This is a genomic window from Novosphingobium sp. 63-713, assembly GCF_001898925.1.
Taxonomy (GTDB): domain Bacteria; phylum Pseudomonadota; class Alphaproteobacteria; order Sphingomonadales; family Sphingomonadaceae; genus Novosphingobium.
The window spans coordinates 48030-65468 of record NZ_MKVS01000052.1; the positions used below are offsets into that span (position 1 = coordinate 48030).

Consider the following 17439-nt stretch of genomic DNA (forward strand, 5'->3'; position numbering starts at 1 on the left):
CGCTCCCTTAGATCTTGCTGAGATCGACGACCGGACGATTGGCAAGGTCGAGCTTCTTGCCCGTGCCGTTGCACATCACGATGCGGTCAAAGGCGATGGCATTGGCCTGCTCGGCGCTGAGCAGCAGGCGCTCGATCTGGGGGATACGGGCATAGATATAGCCCAGATTGGCGCCCACCAGCTTGCCCCCGTCGATGGCGGGGTCAAAGATCGAGAGTTCATATCCCGCGCTCAGCAACATGCGGGCAAGGTCCACATTGGGACTTTCGCGCAGGTCGTCAGTTTCCGCCTTGAAGGCCAGACCCGCGAGCAGGATCTTCGCGCCCGGCTCCAGCCCTTCGCTGGCGCGGGCAAACATGCGGTGCTTGTGTGCATCGTTGGAACGCAGCAGCGAGTCCACCAGATGGGTGTTGGCCCCGCATTCGGCGGCGATGCGTTGCAGCGCACGCACGTCCTTGGGCAGGCATGAGCCGCCGAAAGGGCTGCCCGGGCGCAGGTAATGCTTGGAAATGTTCAGCTTGGTGTCGGAAACGAAGATGTCATAGACATCCTTCGCATTGATCCCCAACCCAAGGCAGACCCGGCCGATTTCGTTGCCAAAGGCGACCTTGACGGCATGCCATGTGTTGTCGACGAATTTGGTCGCCTCGGCCTCGCGGAAGCGGACGTAGAAACGTGGCGCCTCGATCGCGGCATAGAGCGCGTCCATCGTAGCCGAGGGCTTGCCGTCGGCGGTGCCGATGACGATCTTGGGCGGGGCGAAATAGTCGTAAACCGCCGTCGCCTCGCGCAGGAATTCGGGGTTATAGACCAGTTCGATCAGGCGGTCGGTGTCGGCCCCGTGGCGCGCGGCAAAGATCGGGTGGACCAGATCGTCCATCGTGCCGGGGCGGATGGTCGAGCGGAACACCACCGTCAGCGGCGTTTCGCGCGCGGTGTCCACCGCCGCCGCGATCTGGCGCGAGACATCGGCGATATAGCGCATGTCATGGCTGCCGTCCGGGCCGCTGGGCGTGCCGACGCAGACCAGCGCCAGATCGGTATCCTTGAGCGCTTCGATTACGTTGGTGGTGGCCGTGATCAGCCCGTCGGCCAGCCCCTGCGCCAGCATCTCGTCGACCTTCGGCTCGGTGATGGGCGAGCGACCGGCGAGAATGTCGGCAATCTTGGAGTCGCTGACATCAACGCCAACGACATGGTGCCCTTCGCTGGCGATGCAGCAGGCGGCGGTGAAACCAACATAACCCAAACCGAAGATAGCGATTTTCACAGGGCAGGAACCTTACGATGATGGAGCGGGACATCGCGGCGCGCGCAGACAGGGGCCTTGCGCCCGTCTTTGCGCCGCGATTGCGTGATGATGTGGGGGAGGGGCGGAGCCTTAGCCGACCGGGGCTTCTTCCTGCGCAAGCTGGCGCAGATAGCGGCCATATTCGGACTTGCCCTGAAGGCGGGCGCCTGCATGAAGCCCTTCGGCGTCGATCCAGCCCTGACGGAAGGCGATTTCCTCGGGGCAGCCCACCTGCATCCCCTGCCTTTCGCAAAGGGTCCGCACGAAATTGCCCGCATCCAGCAGCGAGCCATGCGTGCCCGTGTCGAGCCATGCAAAACCGCGCCCCATCAGCTCAACGCTGAGCGTGCCGTCGGCCAGATAGCTTTCGAGCAGTGTGGTGATCTCCAGCTCTCCGCGCGGCGAGGGAGCCACCTGGCGCGCGCGCGCCGGGGCCTCGCCGTCCAGCACATAGAGGCCGGTAACGGCGTAGGAGGAAGGCGGCGTCTCTGGCTTTTCGATGATCTGATTGACCGTGCCGTCGCCGTCGAAGCCGACCACGCCGTAGCGGTGCGGATCGGCCACGTGATAACCAAAGACCGTGCCGCCCGCGGGCTTTTCATCGGCCGCGCGCAGCATGTCGGGCAGGCCGTGGCCAAAGAAGATATTGTCGCCCAGCACCATGATCGAGGGCGCGCCGTCGAGGAAATCCTCGGCCAGAATGTATGCCTGCGCCAGACCGTCGGGCGAGGGCTGGACGATATATTCCAGCCGCATACCCCATTGCGATCCATCGCCCAGCAGGCGGCGGAACTGGTCCTGATCGGCGGGTGTGGTGATGACTGCCACTTCGCGCACGCCAGCCAGCATCAGCACCGAAAGCGGGTAGTAGATCATTGGCTTGTCATAGATCGGCATAAGCTGTTTCGAGACAGCCAGCGTCAGCGGATAAAGCCTTGTGCCGGAGCCTCCGGCCAGAATGATGCCTTTGCGTTGGGTCATTGCGGTTCCCTTGCGGCAAGTGAAAAGGGGAGGGTCAGGCGTTCGTGCCCAGACGCTGGCCAACGCCGTGGCGTTGTTGCAGCGGGCGCCACCAGGCCTCGTTGTCGAGATACCATTGCACCGTGCGCTCAAGCCCTTCGCTGACCGTGACAGACGGACGCCAGCCCAGTTCTTCACGGATGCGGGCGGGGGCGATGGCATAGCGCGCATCATGACCGGGGCGGTCGGTGACAAAGCGGATCTGGTCGGCATAGGAGCCGGTGGGCAGCGGACGTTTGACATCGAGGATCGCGCAGATCTCGCGCACGAGGTCCAGATTGCTGCGCTCGTTCTCGCCGCCGATATTATAACTGCGGCCCACCTCTCCATTGGAGAGCACCAGCAGGAGCGCGCGGGCATGATCCTCGACATAGAGCCAGTCGCGCACATTGCTGCCGTCGCCATAGACCGGGATCTCATGGCCCGCGATGGCGTTGAGAATGACCACCGGGATCAGCTTTTCCGGGAAATGATAAGGCCCGTAATTGTTCGAGCAATTGGTCAGCAATACCGGCAACCCGTAGGTTTCATGCCAGGCCCGCGCCAGATGGTCCGAGGACGCCTTGCTGGCCGAATAGGGCGAGCGCGGGTCATAGGGCGTGGTCTCGGTAAATTTGCCTTCCTTGCCCAGCGAGCCGAACACCTCGTCGGTCGAGACATGCAGAAAGCGGAAGCTTTCCGGACGCCCGCGCGAGACCCAGTAATGGCGCGCGGCATTGAGCAGGTTGAACGTGCCCACGATATTGGTGGTAATGAAATCGCCCGGCCCGTCGATCGAGCGATCGACATGGCTTTCGGCGGCCAGATGCAGCACCGCATCGGGTTCTTCGGTTTCGAACACCCGCGCCAGCGCTTCGGGATCGCGGATGTCGACATGGGCAAAACGATAGAGCGGGCTGTCGGCCACCATGGCGACATTGTTCGTGCAGGCCGCATAAGTCAGCGCATCGAGGTTCACCACCTGAGCCCCGCGCGAGACGGCAAGCCGGACCACCGCCGATCCGATGAAACCGGCGCCGCCGGTCACAAGAAGTTTCATGATGTTACGCGGCCTCATAAATAAAGGGGCTGTCGAACTGATCGAAGGGAGTGGCCGCAGCATCCTTGTCTGAGAGCGAAGGGGCGGGCAGGCCATCAAGCGGCCAGTCGATGCCGCAACTGTCCCAGCGCACCGCACCGTCGCAGTCGGGCGCGTAATAATCCGAGCATTTGTAGAGTAGCTCGCAATCGGGTTCGAGCGTCATGAAGCCATGCAGGAACCCGGCGGGAATGAAGAGCTGCAACCCGTTTTCGGCGCTCAGCTCGACGGTCACCGAGCGGCCGTAGGTGGGCGAGCCGCAGCGGATATCGACCGCCACATCCAGCAACCGCCCTCGGCCGCAGCGCACCAGTTTGGCCTGTGCATGGGGCGGGCGTTGATAGTGCAGACCGCGCACGGTGCCCGGCTGGGCGGAATAGGAATGGTTGTCCTGTACGAAAACGGCATCGATTCCGGCCTGGCGCAGGCTGCGCGGGTTCCAGGTTTCGGTGAAGTGGCCGCGCGCATCATAATGCCGACGCGGCGCCACGATCATAACGCCTTCGATCGAGGTGGCAGTAACGAATTCGACAACGGGGATCATGGCGCGTTCTTCTGTTGTGACAGGTGGATGGGCAGGCGCATGAAGGAGGCAAAGCTACCGCACTGCGTGAGAATCACTCCACGCAGGGCCGACTTGCTGAACCTCTCGCGCGCTGAATCAGGCGGCGGTGTCGATGCAGGTCTTGGGCATGACCACCGCAACCTGGGTGTTCAGCCAGCTCAACAGGACGCGGATGCGATCCTGTGAGAGCATGTCCTCGAATGTGGCCGGGATGCCTGCGAAGGCTCCGGTTATGACGTTGACGGGATCGCCGGGGCGAAGGCGGCATTCGGGCACGTAATGGGCGCCCTGGGGAAAACGTTGAAACAGTTCATCCATCACCGGCGGGGGAACCGCCGAGGGCAGCGCCCCGCGCGGGCCGACCAGATAGCGGATGCCGAATGTGCCGTTGATCGATTGCCAGCGGATCCGCTGCGGGTTGAGTCCGACGAAAATATATCCGGGAAACAGCGGACTGACGGTCTTGCCGCCTCCGGGTGACCGGGTGCGGTGCAGCAGGGGATAGAAAGTGGCGAAACCCTGATTATGCAGGTTCGCAAGTGCAAAACGCTCCTTGCGGGGCATGGCCGCCGCCACATACCAGTCGATCCGGCTCGCCAGGCCTTGTGCTGCATATGCAGCAGCGACCTGCGCCTCCGTACCGGAAGCGGCAGGAGCAAGGCATTCCGAATTTCCGGGGAGAGGCCGTTTTATGGTCATGGCCTATGTCTAACTACGTAACTGGCGCGGGCTCAATAACCTCTAAAGCTGCTGTTTTGCTTCGCTGGATTACTGAGTAACCGCCAAGTTTACATGATTCCGCCATAAGGTTAGCGGCGTAATTTTGTTGCACCGCGTCATGACGAGCAGGGCAGCTTTGTGCGCGAATGAAAATCCGACTCAGCGATTTAGCCGTCTGAGGAGTTTTCGTTGCTTTCCATCATTGTGCGAACGCGAATGAAGCGGAGTGACGGCTTTGCGCCGCTGTCGGCTGGACAAGCCGCGTGGCGGACCATGATTGTTCCCGTGTCGCCATGGGTAAGGTCTACGTATTATTACATGCAGGCCTTTTGCAGCGAACCATTGTCCAATGGCTTAGCCAGGGCCTGCTCTACTCTATATGTCTAAGCCGAAAAATCGGATTAAATGTTGAGCTTACAGACAATATAGAGATTCTGGCATGAACAAAGCATCCGCCATTTTTAAGATGGACAGTGAGGTATCTTGTTCCGATCATGAGGCCGATGGCGTCATAGAAAAACCGGATCCGGGCCTGGGCCTGTCCGATATTGTGTTTCGTGTCATGTCTCTTCAGGACAACGGCCGGGAAGAGCGCTTGCAATGGCTGAAGCAAGGTATCACCCAATTCCAGGACTATGTTTATCGCGAGGGCGAAACCAATTTCCTGTCCGTCGTCGAGCGTGATTATGACGTCATGATCGTGGCGGGGAATGATGTTCAGCGTATGAAGCGCATTATTACCCGCAATCGGGTGGCGCTCCATCGCAAGCTCAAGATCTGCATGATGAACCAGAGCCTGCCTGCCGACAGGGCCCAGCTGCTGATGGCCGGGTTCGACGATGTGATTGATATAGGACGCATTTTGTGGCCGGAATTCACGGCGCGGGTGCGTGCCATGCATTTGCGTCTGATGATTTCCATCGGGCGATATGACGCCAAGCAACTGGAAATCATACAGCTGAACCAGATATGCAATCAGCGCCGACTGACTTGGCGCGAGCAGGATTTATTGCTGAGCCTGATGCAGGCGCGCGACATGACCGCATCGGCGATTACCTTGCGATGCAGCATCAGTCCGGCCCATTCCATGGTCAGCGAATTGCATCTGCGCGTTCTCATTTCGCAATTGCGGCGCAAATTGTTTGATCATGTCGAGATCTGCAATGTTCGCGGCGCTGGCTACCAGTTGGTAATTCATCCTCGGTCGACCAGCGACGCCAATTAAAGCATATTTTGCTTAATATTTATGATGGATCATGTGTGTTGTAAGATGGATCGAGTTTAATACTAAATTTTTACAACATACTGGCTTCAGAAGAGAAATTCTTCTTTTCTCCCACCATGGTGATCATACGGACCAATGCGGCCGAAGAGGATGCGCCCACTTTATTCATGATGCGGTAACGATGAATTTTTACCGTATTCTCGCTTCTCTCCATCATCGCTGCGATCTGCTTGGTTAGATAGCCGCGCGCGATCAGATTGGCGACTTTACGCTCTGTCGGCGTCAGGCGGGCAAGCACCTCCTCGATCTTGCCGGAATTGGAAATCTCGCAATAACGCATTCGCGAACGCGAAATGGCTGAGATGACCGCTGAGCTCAGCTCTGCTTCCTTGGCGGGCTTCAGCAGGAAATTATGCGCCCCCAGGCGCATACATTCTACCGCGGTTGCAACATCGGCGGTGGCCGACAGGAAAACCGTGGGTGCGATGCAATGCACCGAGCGTAGCCAGTTGTGCAGCGACGGCCCGTCAAACTGGGGGATGCGCACGTCGAGGATTACGCATCCCACTATCATTGCGGGCGCGGCCTTTTGAAATTCGAAAGGATTGTCAAAGCAGGCCACCGGCGTGCCAATCCAGGCGAGCATTTCACTCGCCTCTTTCAGAAAACCCTTGTCGCCGTCAACGATATAGATCTTTTCGTTGGGGCTGTGGCAGATCGGATGCCGGGGAACCGGCAGGTCGATATCAGTCCCGCGCGGCAAAGACTGGCAGGGGCGGTTAATCGCATTGATCCCGCAGCGGGTTGCCATAGCCCCCGATTTCAGACTTGCATCATTCATTGTGTAAATGCCCCAATTCCGCAGATCATAGACTTTGGATTGAAAGTTTAAGCAACCTTTCCGGAATCCACAGTAGGCTCAACCGGGGTGATGATCAACGCTAACATAAGTATTACCCTATACCACGTTACACTTACTATAAAGAAAACTTAAATATGGTTAATTAATTATTATTATTTTTAACCCTGATTTATAAAATAAAGATCTCATTAGATTGAGAATATATTTGATAATTTCTTGTGTAACGGGTCAAATATTTTATTTAAACTTGATTAACATCCAAAAAAATTTCTACATAATTTCAATGGGCAAACGTTTAAGCGTCTAGAGAAGCAACCTTTCTCTGCAGGCGATACATATCGAGAATTCCCGAAACATCGCGGTCTGCAAAAAAATAGGTTATACATTAATAAAGTGCGATGCTGCGCCGCATCCTCCCGCCCGGCCTTAAGCCTCCAAAGGTTAAGTCTTTCATTTACCCCATTTTATGGTGACCAGGCCATTGACATAGGCCCCTACCCAACGGAGCACCCGTGATTCCTCGAATGCTCTTTGCAGGTGGTGATCTGCCGGAGCCGGTTTTTTGCGCCTTGCTCAATGATTTGATCCGCTTGCCCGTCGGGTCCGGCGATCGACAGCGCCCACCATTTCCTGGCATTCGTATGGATGTCAAAGTTCGAAAATAGACTGGCTGCAAGGCGCTGCCTTATGCCAAAGGCATTCTCTGCCGAAGTGACATGGGGCATCGAAATCGCCCCTTGCAGAGGGTGATGACATGATCCTGCGTAGCGATGAGAAAATGGACGTGCTGGTGCCCGGCGGGGGCACGATGCGGATGCATATGTTCCGGCCCGCGATCGAAGGCCGGTTTCCCGGCGTTCTGCTGTTCTCGGAGATCTATCAGGTCACCAATCCCATTCGCAGGCTGGCGGCCATTCTGGCGGGCCATGGCTATGTCGTTGCCGTGCCTGAGGTCTATCATGAGTTCGAGCCTGCCGGCACGGTTCTCGAATATGATCCGGTCGGAACGGATCGCGGCAATGAGCTGAAATATCTCAAACCGCTTGCGGGGTACGATGCCGACGCAAAGGCCGGGATCAGCGCTCTTATCGACCATCCCGCCTGCGACGGCCGGGTGGCGAGTTTTGGCGTATGCCTTGGGGGGCATCTGGCCTATCGGGCGGCGCTCGACCCGCGTGTGTCCGCGGCGGCCTGTTTCTATCCCACTGACATCCATTCCGGCAGTCTGGGCCTTGGCCGCGCGGATGACAGTCTGGCGCGCATGGCGGATCTGAAGGCCGAGACGATGTTCGTCTGGGGGCGGCAGGATCCCCATGTCCCCTACGCGGGGCGCATGGCCATCCGTGATCGTCTGGAAGCTGTCGGGGCAAGCTATGAATGGCACGAGGTCAACGCGCAGCACGCGTTCCTGCGCGACGAAGGCCCCCGTTATGATCCCGCACTGTTTTTCCAGGGGCTTGCGTGGACCTTGGCGCTCTATCACCGGGCCTTTGCGCGGAACTGATGGCGATGGCGGGCGGCGCGCACCGCCCGCCATCGCCATCAGATCGAGCCCAGCGCCCGATACAATCCGATCATTCCCAGCAAGGCGCCTGCCCGCGTGGAGAGCAGGGTCTGGCGCGCGGAATAGGCGCTGCGCTGGGCGTCGAGCAGTTCGAGGCGGCTGTCCACCCCCGCCTGATAGCGCAGTTTCGACAGGTTGACGCGCCGGTCGGCGGCATCGGCGGCGGCATCCTGCGCCTTGATCTGCGGGCCATAGGTCTGCTGGGCCGAAATGCCGTCGGCCACTTCGGCAAAGGCGGTCTGGATCGCCTTTTCATAAGTGGCAACCGCAATCCCCTGCTGCGCCTTGGCTTGGCGCAGGGTGCCCCGCAGCGAGGTGTTGGGGAACAGCGGCAAGGAGACCGCAGGCGCATAATTCCACGCCTTGTTCGCCCCCGAAAACAGCCCCGACAGGCCCGGACTGACCGCCCCCAGCGCCCCGGTCAGCGACAGGCGGGGGAAGAAGGCGGCGCGCGCGGCATTCACATCGGCTTGCGCCGCGCGCAGATTATATTCCGCCTGCATGATGTCGGGCCGCCGGGTCAGCAGGTCCGAGGGCAGGCCTGCCCCCAGATGATCGGGCATCGAGGCCAGCATCAGCCCGATCGGCGCAGGCAGATCGTCCGGCAAGGGCGCGCCCACCGCCAGAGACAGCGCATGGGCGGCCGTTTCGCGCTCGCGCTGGCGCTGGGCCAGATCGGCCTCGGCCTGCCGCACCAGCCCTTCGGCCTGCGCCAGATCGCTGCCGCTGGCTTGGCCCGCATCATGGAGCCGCCGCGTGAGATCAAGCGACACGCGCCAGTCGGCCAGCGTCGAGGAGGTCAGTTGCCATTGCTCCTGCGCCAGCCTTTCGGCCACATAGGCCTCGGCCACCGCCCCCACTACTGTCAGCTCGCTGGCCCGTCGTCCGGCCTCGCTGGCCAGATAGCGGTCGAAGGCGGCGCGGCTCTGCGCGCGAAGGCGCCCGAACAGGTCGATCTCGAAACTGGTCAGCGCGATCTGGCCGCTCAACTGATCGTAGCGAAAGCCGCCAAAACCGCCGCCTGCGGTCTGCGCCCCGGTAAAGCTGCCCTGCGCCTCCAGCGAGGGCAATTGCGCGCCGCGCGCCACCGACAAGGCCCCGCGCGCGGCCTGAGCGTTGAGCACGGCAATCCGCAAATCGCGGTTCTCGTTCAGGGCCAGCGCGATCAGCCTCTGCAGCCGCGCATCGGCAAAGAACTCCTGCCATGTCAGCGGGGTCAATGCCTCCGTCACCGCAAAACTCGCGGCCACCGGAGCCTTGGGCAGCGGCGCTTTCTCCGCCGCACATCCACCCAAGGCCAGCGCCAACATCAGAACCTTACGCATCGGCCTGCTCCTGCTTCTTCTTCTTGCGCAAGCCGCCAAAGCCCAGACGCTCACTTATTCCCATAGCCACCACAAAGAACACCGGCACAAAGAACACCGCCAGTACCGTGCCCGAAATCATGCCGCCAAACACGCCCGTGCCGATGGCCGCCTGCGTTTCGGCGCTGGCCCCGGTGGAAAGCATCAGCGGCACCACGCCCAGCGTAAAGGCCAGCGAGGTCATCACGATGGGGCGCAGGCGGACCTTGGCCGCCGCCATCGCGCTTTCCACCAGGCCCATGCCGGAGGCGCGGTAATGGCGGGCAAATTCGACGATCAGGATCGCATTTTTCGCCGACAGCCCGATGATGGTGATCAGGCCCACCTTGAAGAACACGTCATTGGCCATGCCGCGCAAGGAGACCGCCGTCACCGCGCCGATCAGCCCCAGCGGCACCACCAGCATCACCGCCAGCGGCACGGCGAAACTGTCATACATCGCCGCCAGCACCAGAAACACCGCCAGCATCGACAAGGCCAGCAGCATCGGGGCCTGCGCGCCCGATTGCTGTTCCTGATAGGAAAGGCCGGTCCATTCGATGGCGAAACCGGGCGGCAATTGCTTGGCCAGTTGCTCCATCTCGGCCATGGCGTCGCCGCTTGATACACCCGGCGCGGCCATGCCCGACAGGCGCAGCGCCGGATAGCCATTGTAACGCACCAATTGCAGCGGGGTCTGCTCCCAGTCCGCCTTGACCACTTCGGACAGGGGCACCATCGAGCCGGCATTATTGCGCAGGTTCAAACGCATCATGTCGGGCAGGTTCATGCGATAGGCCGCATCGGCCTGCACGATTACCTGCTGCATACGCCCGGCATTGGGGTAATCGCCGACATAGGCCGAACCCATCGCGGCCGAAAGCGTATCGCTGATCCGGTTGAAGGGCACGCCCAGCGCCTCGGCCTTTTGCCGGTCGATGGACAGGTGGATGCTGGTGCCCGCGGGCAGACCGTCGGGATAGACGCCGACCACCTTCTTGCTCTGCCCCGCGAGGCCCAGCAATTGGTATTGCGCGGCCACCAGCGCCTCATGCCCGCGCCCGGCGCGATCCTCCAGCCGCATGGCAAAGCCCGAAGAATTGCCCAGCTCGTCAATCGCGGGGGGCACAAGGCTCATGATGATACCTTCCTTGATGACGCTCATCGCGGCCATCGTGCGGGCAACCTCATCCTTGACGGTGGCCCCGCCACGCTCGCCCCAGTCCTTGAGGACGGTGAACACAATCGCCGCATTTGGCCCCGCGCCCGAGAAACCAAAGCCCAGGATCGCCTCATTGCCCTTGGTCGAAGGGCGCGTGGCGGTGTGGCGCTCCAGCACCTGCACGGCTTCGCGGGTGCGCTCGGCGGTGGCGTCGGCGGGCAATTGGAAGGCGGTCATATAATAGCCCTGATCCTCCTCGGGCATAAAGGCCGTGGGTAGGCGCCAGAAGGCAAAGCCCAGCAGCGCCACCACCATGCCCAGCGCCACCATCGCCCGCCCGCCGCGCCGGATAATGCGCGCAACCCATCCGCCATAGCCGTGGGTCATGCGCTCAAACAGGCGGTCGAACGCGGCAAAGAAACGCGGTTTTTGGGCATGGCCCGAAATGGGCTTCAACACCGTTGCGCAAAGCGCAGGCGTGAGCGAAAGCGCCAGAATGGCCGAGATCAGAATGCTGATCGCCATTGACATGGCAAACTGGCGATAGATCACGCCGACAGAGCCGCTGGCGAAGGCCATCGGAATGAACACCGAAACCAGCACCAGCGTGATGCCGATGACGGCCCCGGTGATTTCGCTCATCGCCTTTTTGGTGGCCTCGAACGGGGAGAGCTCTTCCTCGGCCATGATGCGTTCGACATTTTCAACCACGACGATGGCATCGTCCACGATGATGCCGATGGCCAGCACCATGCCAAACATGGTCAGCACATTGAGCGAATAGCCCGAAAGCGACATGACCGCGATCGTGCCCAGCAGCGCGATGGGCGCCACCACGGCGGGCACCAGCGTATAGCGCATGTTCTGCAAAAACAGATACATGACGAGGAAGACCAGCACCATCGCCTCAAGCAGCGTGTGCAGCACCTTCTCGATGGAGACGCGCACGAAAGGCGCGGTGTCGAAGGGCACCGTCCATTCCATGCCGCCCGGCATCGCGCGGCCAATCTCGGCCATGCGCGCGCGCACCGCGTCCGACACCTGCACCGCATTGGCCCCCGGCGCCAGTTGCACCGCCGCCGAGGCCCCCGCGCGGCCATTCTCGCGGGTGGACATCATGTAATTCTGCTGGCCGATCTCGACCCGCGCCACATCGCCCAGCGTCACCGTGCCGCCATTGGTGTTGGCTTTCAGCACGATCTGCTCGAACTCCTGCGGGCTGGTCAACTGCCCGCTGGCCGTCAGCGGCACCAGCACGCGCTGGCCCGCCACGGCCGGCTCAGCACCCAGCGTGCCGGGCGCGATCTGGATATTCTGGGCGGCAATGGCCCCCGTCACATCGGCCATGGCCAGATCATAGGCGATCAGTTTCGCCGGATCGACCCAGACCCGCATCGCCTTTTCCGCCGAAAAGCTCTGGACGCGGCCAACGCCGGGAATGCGCTTCAATTCATTGACAACATTGCGCGCCAGATAATCGCCCAGTGAGGCCCCATCATAACGCCCATCGGGCGAATTGAGGCCCACCAGCAGCAGGAACCCGCTGTTGGCCACCTCGACCGCCAGACCATATTGCCGCACGGTCTGGGGCAGGCGCGGCTCGATCAGCTTCAACCGGTTCTGCACATCCACCAGCGCCAGTTCGGGGTTCGTGCCGGGCTGGAACGTGGCGGTGATCGTGGCCGAACCCGAAGTATCGGTGCTGGACTCGAAATAGAGCAGGCGTTTGGCGCCCGACAATTCGCGCTCGATCAGTTCGACCACGCCGTCATTCATCGTTTGCGGCGTGGCGCCGGGATAGGTGGCCGTGATCGTCACCGATGGCGGCGCCACCGAGGGAAAACGCGCCACCGGAACCGAGGGCAGGGCGATCAGCCCCGCCAGCGCGATGGCAATCGCCACCACCCAGGCAAAGACCGGTCTCTGAATGAAAAATTGAGGGATCATGATTGGCGCTCCCTCAGCGTGTTGCCGGCTGGCGCCAGGGCAGCGCCTTGACCGGCGCGCCGGGCAGCACGCGGTCCATGCCGACCACGACCACCTTTTCGCCCGCCTTCAGGCCCTTGAGGATGATGGTCGTGCCATCGACCACATCGCCCGCTTCGATCTGGCGCTCCTCGATGGCGCGGCCGTTCCAGACATGGATGACCGCGCGGCCCGCCGCATCATGGCCCACCGCCTGTTGCGGCACGATGATCGCATGGGGCATCCGCAGACGCGGCAGGCGCGCCCGCACGAACATGCCCGGCAAGAGCCGGTTGCCCGGATTTTCGACCAGCACGCGCACCACCGCATTGCCGGTGCCCGGATCAACCGTGACATCGGAGAACAGCAACCGGCCCTTGACCGGATGCGGCTGGCCCGAGGCGGTGATGATCTCCACCGGGGCCGCGCCCGCGCCCGCGCCTTCGGCCACCGCCGCGCGCAGCGCGTCGAGCCGGGCCGCAGGCTGGCGCACGTCGACGTAAACCTTGTCGATCTGCTGCACCGTGGCCATCGGATTGGTGTCGGTGGTGGCCACCAGCGCGCCCTCGGTCACGGTGGCCGCGCCGATCTGGCCCGCGATGGGCGAGGTGACGCGGGCAAAGCCCAGATCGAGACGACGCCGGTCGAGCGCGGCGCGCGCCTGCGCCACATCGGCGGCGGCCTGATCACGCGCCACGGTGGCATCGTCAAAGGTCTGGCGGCTGATCGCATCCACGCCCACCAGCGGTTTCAACCGATCCGCCTGCGTTTTCGCGCGGGCATAGGTGGCCTGCGCGCGGGCGAGGGTGGCCGAGGCGCTGGCCGCATCGGCGCGGAAGGGGGCCGGGTTGATCTGGAACAGCGGCTGGCCTTGGGCCACCATCGCGCCTTCGGTGAACAGGCGGCGCTGGACGATGCCGCCCACCTGCGGCCGGATCTCGGCGGTGCGGAAGGCCACCACGCGGCCCGGCAATTCATCGGCCAGCGCGATGGGGCGATCCTGCGCAGGCGTAATCAGCACTTCGGCGGGCGGGGGCGCGGTGGGCGCACCATCGCCGCCACATGCGGCCAGCAGGAGGGTGGAAAGGGGAAGGGCAAATCGGAAGTGATCGTATCGCATGATGCCCCCATGCACCCTTAGCATTGCCCTTGTGTGGAGGTTTTGTGGAGATTGTGTGGAGGCATCTGGCCGCATACCAATGGGCAATGATACACGGAGGCCATGACAGCGCTTGCCCTGATTGCCGAAGACGATGGCGATATTGCCGACATTCTGCGCGCCTATCTGGAGCGTGAAGGGTTTCGCACGGTGCATGCCGGAGACGGCCGCGTGGCGCTTGATCTCCACCGGGCATTGCGGCCTGATATCGTGCTGCTCGATGTGGGGATGCCGCATATCGACGGCTGGGAAGTGTTGGCCCAGATCCGGCGCGAGGCCGAAACGCCGGTGATCATGATCACCGCGCTGGACCAGGATATCGACAAATTGCAGGCCCTGCGCATCGGCGCGGATGATTATGTGGTCAAACCCTTCAACCCGGTCGAGGTGGTGGCGCGGCTGCGCGCGATCCTGCGGCGGACGGGCGGCGCGGGCGGCGGGGCGGTGCTGCGGGTGGGGCCGGTGGAAATCGACACCGAGAGCCATATCGCCCGCGTCGAGGGGCGAGAAATTCCCCTGACGCTGACCGAATTTCGCCTGTTGGTGCATATGGCGCGCAGCCCGCACCGGGTGTTTTCGCGCGGTGATCTGGTCGATGCCTGCCTGCCCGGATCGGAAGCTTTGGATCGCACGGTGGACAGTCATATCAGCAAACTGCGCCGCAAGCTGGAGGAGGCCGGTGTTTCAGGCATGCCTGCGGGCGTGCGCGGGGTCGGCTATCGGTTGGGCAGCGGGGCATGAAGGTGAAATTCGACATCTCGCGCCATCTGACGCTGGCCATGGCGACGGTGGCGATTGCCACGGTGCTGTTCGCCTTTATCGTCTTTTATCTCGTTTATACGATTGCCATCTGGTGCGCGCCCAAACTGTTTCCTCCCGATTTTTCGGCGGTGCCCAATGGGTGGGATCTGGTCATCATGGGGGTGGTGACCTGCATGGGCATCGGGTTGGGCGCGTGGATCGCGGCGGGCATGGCGCGCCATATCGTCGGGCCGATGCATGCGGTGGGCCGCGCCGCGCGGGCGATTGCCGATGGCGATCTTTCGGCCCGCGCCGCGTCCGACATCGAGGCGCCGGGCGAGACGGCCAAGCTGGTTGAGGATTTCAACGCGATGGCCGGGCGGCTGGAAAAGGCGGCCCATGATGCGATCAGTTGGAACGCCCAGATCGCCCATGAATTGCGCACCCCGCTCACCATCCTCAAAGGGCGGCTGCAGGGCGTGTCGGACGGCGTGTTCGTGATGGATGACATGCTGTTGCGCGGACTGCTGACGCAGGTGGACGGGCTGGCGCGGCTGGTCGAGGATCTGCGCTGCGTCAGTCTGGCCGACATCGGGCGGCTGGAATTGCAGGTGGCCGAGGTGGATCTGCGCGTCGGGTTGGAGGAATGGGCCTCGATGATGGCCCCCACGGTCGAGCGGGCGGGCTTCAGCCTGAGCGTTGAAAGCGCGGCGATCCGGGCAAGGGTGGATATGGCGCGGCTGCGTCAGGCGCTGCTGGCGCTGGTCGACAACGCGCTCCATTATGCCGATCCCTGCGCCTTGCGGCTGGTGGTCCGGCATCAGGGCGGGGGCGTGGCGATCCATCTGATCGACAAGGGGCCGGGCGTGCCGCCGGACCAGCGGGCCGATCTGTTCAGCGTCTTTACCCGCGGCACGGCGGCGCGTGAGACCCATCGCACCGGATCGGGCCTTGGGCTGGCCGTGGTGCAGGCGATTGCCCAGGCGCATGGCGGGGCGGCCCAATACCGCTGGCAGGACGGGCATTCGCATTTCATCGTCACGCTGGGCGCCTGAAAAAACGCGCATACCGATACAGGCAGGCAAAATAATTTCCCTCTGGCGCGAAGGATTTTGCGCGCCCATGTCTCTTATGCGGCCAAAGGGGGAAAACCCCGGCGACAGGGGGAGGGTGTGACGCAGGGCGAGGTGATCAACGCATTGGCGCGCAGGCGCATGCTGGCCGCATGGATGGCGCGCGAGATCGTGCCGCATGAGGCCGGTATGCGGGCATGGCTGGCCCGTGCGCGGGTGTCGGCAGAGGATATTGATGAGCTTATGCAGGAAGCCTATTGCCAGATCGTTTCCCTGCCGTCGGTGGACCATATCACCGCGCCGCGCGCCTATTTCATGGCCAGTTTGCGCCACATGATGCTGCGCCGGATCAAGCGGGCGCAGGTGGTCGCGCTCGACGCGATCGGTGAGATCGAGAACTGGCGCGATGAAAGCATGGTCTCGCCCGAGGATGAGGCGGGCAGCCGGATCACATGTCAGCGGGTGATGGCGATCATCGCCGCCCTGCCCGAACGGTGCCGCCGCGTGGTGGAATTGCGCAAGATCGAAGGGTGGTCGCAAAAGGACATCGCGGCCCATCTGGGCATGAGCGAGAAGGCGGTGGAAAAGCAGGTCTGGGTCGGTGTGCGCGCTATCCGCGCCGCATGGGCCAGCGCCGAGGCGCAGAGCGCCCAGCGCATGGATCAGGCCGAGCGCGGCATGGGGGCTGGGCGATGACACCGGCCACCGAACATGACCGCGATATGGCCGCCCGCTTTGTCGCGCGGATGGATGGCGAGAACTGGGGCGAGGCCGATGAGGCCGAGTTGCAGCTCTGGCTTGACGGCGGCGCGGGGCGCGAAGGGCTGCTGCTTCAGGTCCATGCGGCATGGGTGGCGGCAACGCCGGTGGCGCAGGAGGAAATTGTCGAGGAGGCCCCGGCGGCTCCGGCTTTCTGGCGGCGGCGCGGGTTTCTGGGGGCGATGGCGGCCTCGGTCGCGGCGGTGGTGGGGGCCGGGCGCTGGCTCGATGCGCGCAGCAGCTTTGCCACCCGCGTGGGCGAGATCCGCCGCGTGCCTCTGGCCGATGGCAGTGTGATGACGATCAATTCCGGCTCCGAACTGACCGTGCGCATGGCCAAGGGCAGCCGCGAGATCGAGATCGCCCAGGGCGAGGCATGGTTCGATGTGGCCAAGGATGCCGCGCGGCCCTTCACCGTGGCGGCGGGCAAAGTGCGTGCGCGTGCGGTCGGCACGGCCTTTTCGGTGCGGCGGCGCGAGACGGGCGTCGAGGTGCTGGTGACCGAGGGTGTGGTGGAAAGCTGGTCCGAGGAGGATGAGAGCCTGCGCCTGCGCCTTGTTGCTGGCGAGCGTGCTTTGCTGAGCGATACGGCCGTGGTTCATCATGAGAGCGACCGAGCCTCGGCGGTGGACCGCTCTTTGGCATGGCGCAGCGGTATGATCGACCTCAACGGCACCAGTCTGAGCGAGGCGGCCGATGAGTTCAACCGCTATAACCAGCGCCAGATCATCATCGCGGACCCGGTGGTGGCCGATGAACAATTTGATGGCCTGTTTCGTATCAATGATCCGCAAGGTTTTGCCGAGGCAGTCAAGGCCAGTTTGAATGTGGGGATTGATGAGAGCGATCCGCGCGTGATCCGTTTGGTGAAATCGAAATAATGAATGGAGGATGAATTTTTTGGCGAAGGAT

The 17439-nt window shown here is 62.4% G+C and carries 15 protein-coding genes; 6 read left to right on the plus strand and 9 right to left on the minus strand.

The window, feature by feature from the left end:
- Window positions 1–7 precede the first annotated feature (7 nt).
- The 5 genes from BGP00_RS23805 to BGP00_RS23825 all read right to left on the minus strand — a co-directional run bounded on the left by BGP00_RS23805 (window position 8) and on the right by BGP00_RS23825 (window position 4653).
- Window positions 8–1270, minus strand: coding sequence for a nucleotide sugar dehydrogenase (locus BGP00_RS23805; protein ID WP_292692013.1), 1263 nt, complete (start codon window positions 1268–1270; stop codon window positions 8–10).
- 111 nt (window positions 1271–1381) lie between these two features.
- Window positions 1382–2272 carry a glucose-1-phosphate thymidylyltransferase RfbA gene (rfbA, locus tag BGP00_RS23810; protein ID WP_292692014.1) on the minus strand — a complete coding sequence of 297 codons (891 nt, stop codon included), beginning with the start codon at window positions 2270–2272 and terminating at the stop codon, window positions 1382–1384.
- Window positions 2273–2306: 34 nt separating this feature from the next.
- Window positions 2307–3350 carry a dTDP-glucose 4,6-dehydratase gene (gene rfbB, locus BGP00_RS23815; protein WP_292692016.1) on the minus strand — a complete coding sequence of 348 codons (1044 nt, stop codon included), beginning with the start codon at window positions 3348–3350 and terminating at the stop codon, window positions 2307–2309.
- Window positions 3351–3354: 4 nt separating this feature from the next.
- A complete protein-coding gene (gene rfbC, locus BGP00_RS23820) occupies window positions 3355–3933 on the minus strand; it encodes a dTDP-4-dehydrorhamnose 3,5-epimerase (protein WP_292692018.1) in 579 nt (192 codons plus the stop codon).
- Window positions 3934–4050: 117 nt separating this feature from the next.
- Entirely contained in the window at window positions 4051–4653 is a 603-nt protein-coding gene (locus BGP00_RS23825) for a transcription termination/antitermination NusG family protein (protein WP_292692020.1), read from the minus strand.
- Between the two features lie 460 nt (window positions 4654–5113).
- On the opposite strand from BGP00_RS23825, the gene BGP00_RS23830 reads away from it, so the two are divergent.
- Entirely contained in the window at window positions 5114–5899 is a 786-nt protein-coding gene (locus BGP00_RS23830; RefSeq protein WP_292692022.1) for a winged helix-turn-helix domain-containing protein, read from the plus strand.
- Window positions 5900–5969: 70 nt separating this feature from the next.
- Here BGP00_RS23830 and BGP00_RS23835 read toward each other — a convergent pair whose 3' ends face one another.
- The gene (locus BGP00_RS23835) at window positions 5970–6740 is read right to left on the minus strand and encodes a response regulator (RefSeq protein ID WP_292925919.1); all 771 of its coding nucleotides are present in this window, start codon (window positions 6738–6740) and stop codon (window positions 5970–5972) included.
- Window positions 6741–7515: 775 nt separating this feature from the next.
- Here BGP00_RS23835 and BGP00_RS23840 point away from each other — a divergent pair.
- Window positions 7516–8265, plus strand: coding sequence for a dienelactone hydrolase family protein (locus BGP00_RS23840; RefSeq protein ID WP_292692025.1), 750 nt, complete (start codon window positions 7516–7518; stop codon window positions 8263–8265).
- A 38-nt stretch (window positions 8266–8303) separates the two neighbouring features.
- Here BGP00_RS23840 and BGP00_RS23845 read toward each other — a convergent pair whose 3' ends face one another.
- From BGP00_RS23845 to BGP00_RS23855, 3 genes are read right to left on the minus strand one after another with little or no spacing between them, the layout of a single operon-like run.
- Window positions 8304–9650, minus strand: coding sequence for an efflux transporter outer membrane subunit (locus tag BGP00_RS23845; protein ID WP_292692026.1), 1347 nt, complete (start codon window positions 9648–9650; stop codon window positions 8304–8306).
- A complete protein-coding gene (locus BGP00_RS23850) occupies window positions 9643–12777 on the minus strand; it encodes a multidrug efflux RND transporter permease subunit (protein WP_292692027.1) in 3135 nt (1044 codons plus the stop codon). The genes BGP00_RS23845 and BGP00_RS23850 overlap by 8 nt, the downstream gene beginning before the upstream one ends.
- 13 nt (window positions 12778–12790) lie before the next feature.
- Complete coding sequence (locus BGP00_RS23855) at window positions 12791–13915, minus strand: efflux RND transporter periplasmic adaptor subunit (RefSeq protein ID WP_168605419.1); 1125 nt, start codon at window positions 13913–13915, stop codon at window positions 12791–12793.
- 102 nt (window positions 13916–14017) lie between these two features.
- Between BGP00_RS23855 and BGP00_RS23860 the strand changes: the two genes are divergently transcribed.
- From BGP00_RS23860 to BGP00_RS23875, 4 genes are all read left to right on the plus strand, one after another.
- Window positions 14018–14695 carry a response regulator gene (locus BGP00_RS23860; protein ID WP_274176644.1) on the plus strand — a complete coding sequence of 226 codons (678 nt, stop codon included), beginning with the start codon at window positions 14018–14020 and terminating at the stop codon, window positions 14693–14695.
- Window positions 14692–15750 (plus strand): ATP-binding protein, encoded by a 1059-nt coding sequence (locus BGP00_RS23865; protein ID WP_292692029.1) that lies wholly within the window; start codon window positions 14692–14694, stop codon window positions 15748–15750. Before BGP00_RS23860 ends, BGP00_RS23865 begins: the two co-directional genes overlap by 4 nt.
- 117 nt (window positions 15751–15867) lie before the next feature.
- Window positions 15868–16464, plus strand: coding sequence for a sigma-70 family RNA polymerase sigma factor (locus BGP00_RS23870; RefSeq protein WP_292692031.1), 597 nt, complete (start codon window positions 15868–15870; stop codon window positions 16462–16464).
- On the plus strand, window positions 16461–17408 hold the full coding sequence (locus tag BGP00_RS23875) for a FecR domain-containing protein (RefSeq protein ID WP_292692032.1): 948 nt from the start codon (window positions 16461–16463) through the stop codon (window positions 17406–17408). Before BGP00_RS23870 ends, BGP00_RS23875 begins: the two co-directional genes overlap by 4 nt.
- Window positions 17409–17439 lie beyond the last annotated feature (31 nt).

Excerpts from the sequence above, each read along its gene's own strand:
- BGP00_RS23840 (WP_292692025.1), top strand. The coding sequence starts at position 7,516 with ATGATCCTGCGTAGCGATGAGAAAATGGACGTGCTGGTGCCCGGCGGG.
- BGP00_RS23825 (WP_292692020.1), bottom strand. The coding sequence starts at position 4,653 with ATGACCATAAAACGGCCTCTCCCCGGAAATTCGGAATGCCTTGCTCCT.
- BGP00_RS23830 (WP_292692022.1), top strand. The coding sequence starts at position 5,114 with ATGAACAAAGCATCCGCCATTTTTAAGATGGACAGTGAGGTATCTTGT.
- BGP00_RS23855 (WP_168605419.1), bottom strand. The coding sequence starts at position 13,915 with ATGCGATACGATCACTTCCGATTTGCCCTTCCCCTTTCCACCCTCCTG.
- rfbC (WP_292692018.1), bottom strand. The coding sequence starts at position 3,933 with ATGATCCCCGTTGTCGAATTCGTTACTGCCACCTCGATCGAAGGCGTT.
- BGP00_RS23850 (WP_292692027.1), bottom strand. The coding sequence starts at position 12,777 with ATGATCCCTCAATTTTTCATTCAGAGACCGGTCTTTGCCTGGGTGGTG.
- rfbB (WP_292692016.1), bottom strand. The coding sequence starts at position 3,350 with ATGAAACTTCTTGTGACCGGCGGCGCCGGTTTCATCGGATCGGCGGTG.
- BGP00_RS23865 (WP_292692029.1), top strand. The coding sequence starts at position 14,692 with ATGAAGGTGAAATTCGACATCTCGCGCCATCTGACGCTGGCCATGGCG.
- BGP00_RS23835 (WP_292925919.1), bottom strand. The coding sequence starts at position 6,740 with ATGAATGATGCAAGTCTGAAATCGGGGGCTATGGCAACCCGCTGCGGG.
- rfbA (WP_292692014.1), bottom strand. The coding sequence starts at position 2,272 with ATGACCCAACGCAAAGGCATCATTCTGGCCGGAGGCTCCGGCACAAGG.
- BGP00_RS23875 (WP_292692032.1), top strand. The coding sequence starts at position 16,461 with ATGACACCGGCCACCGAACATGACCGCGATATGGCCGCCCGCTTTGTC.
- BGP00_RS23860 (WP_274176644.1), top strand. The coding sequence starts at position 14,018 with ATGACAGCGCTTGCCCTGATTGCCGAAGACGATGGCGATATTGCCGAC.
- BGP00_RS23845 (WP_292692026.1), bottom strand. The coding sequence starts at position 9,650 with ATGCGTAAGGTTCTGATGTTGGCGCTGGCCTTGGGTGGATGTGCGGCG.